The sequence below is a fragment of the Pelosinus baikalensis genome (assembly GCF_020819555.1).
Taxonomy (GTDB): domain Bacteria; phylum Bacillota; class Negativicutes; order DSM-13327; family DSM-13327; genus Pelosinus; species Pelosinus baikalensis.
In genome coordinates, this window is sequence record NZ_JAJHJB010000139.1 from 1 (window position 1) to 640 (window position 640).

Sequence of the window (640 nt, forward strand, 5' to 3'; positions counted from 1 at the left end):
ACCATGCGATTGTGGTAGAAGATATCGATTTGCGTAACTTGGCACAGTGTTTGAAATTAGGAAAAAAACTACACGACAACGGATTTGGTATGTTCCGACTAATGCTACAGTACAAAGCGAAGAAGAAAGGAAAGCATTATATTGTTGCCGATAGATACTTCCCTTCTAGTAAAGTATGCAGCAACTGTGGATTCAAGAAAGAACAGCTTAAGCTGTCCGAACGTGTGTATATTTGTGAACAGTGTGATTCGGGCCTAGACAGAGACCACAACGCTGCTCTAAACCTGAAATATTATGGCGTTCGCGTATTGATAGAAGCGGGATACGCTGCCTAAATGATAGCGGTTGGAACACCGCGAATTCAAGGCGCCGGACACGGACCGTTGGGTCTGTGGGTGATGGCGCAATAATAGAAGAGGTCTTAGACCTTGGAAGCTCCCACTTCAAACTAGCCGAAAGGATAGTTAAGTGGCGAGTAGTTCACTAGAAGAGAAAAACTCTGACAGATTTAACGCCTGTTTAAGACCTCTATCTGTCAACGATGCTTCAGGAGGCTGCCCTTCCGCCTCACAATGTCGAATAAGATAAATGTTCCCCAATGTAATCACTCCGGTAGTTTTTAACAATTCTATTCTCTTAT

The 640-nt window shown here is 43.6% G+C and carries 1 protein-coding gene; it reads left to right on the top strand.

Going from position 1 to position 640, the window contains the following annotated elements; translation table 11 throughout:
• Positions 1 to 335 (top strand): RNA-guided endonuclease InsQ/TnpB family protein (locus LMF89_RS25470; RefSeq protein WP_229537598.1); only part of this gene is annotated, 335 nt, incomplete at its 5' end.
• Between the last annotated feature and the right edge of the window lie 305 nt (positions 336 to 640).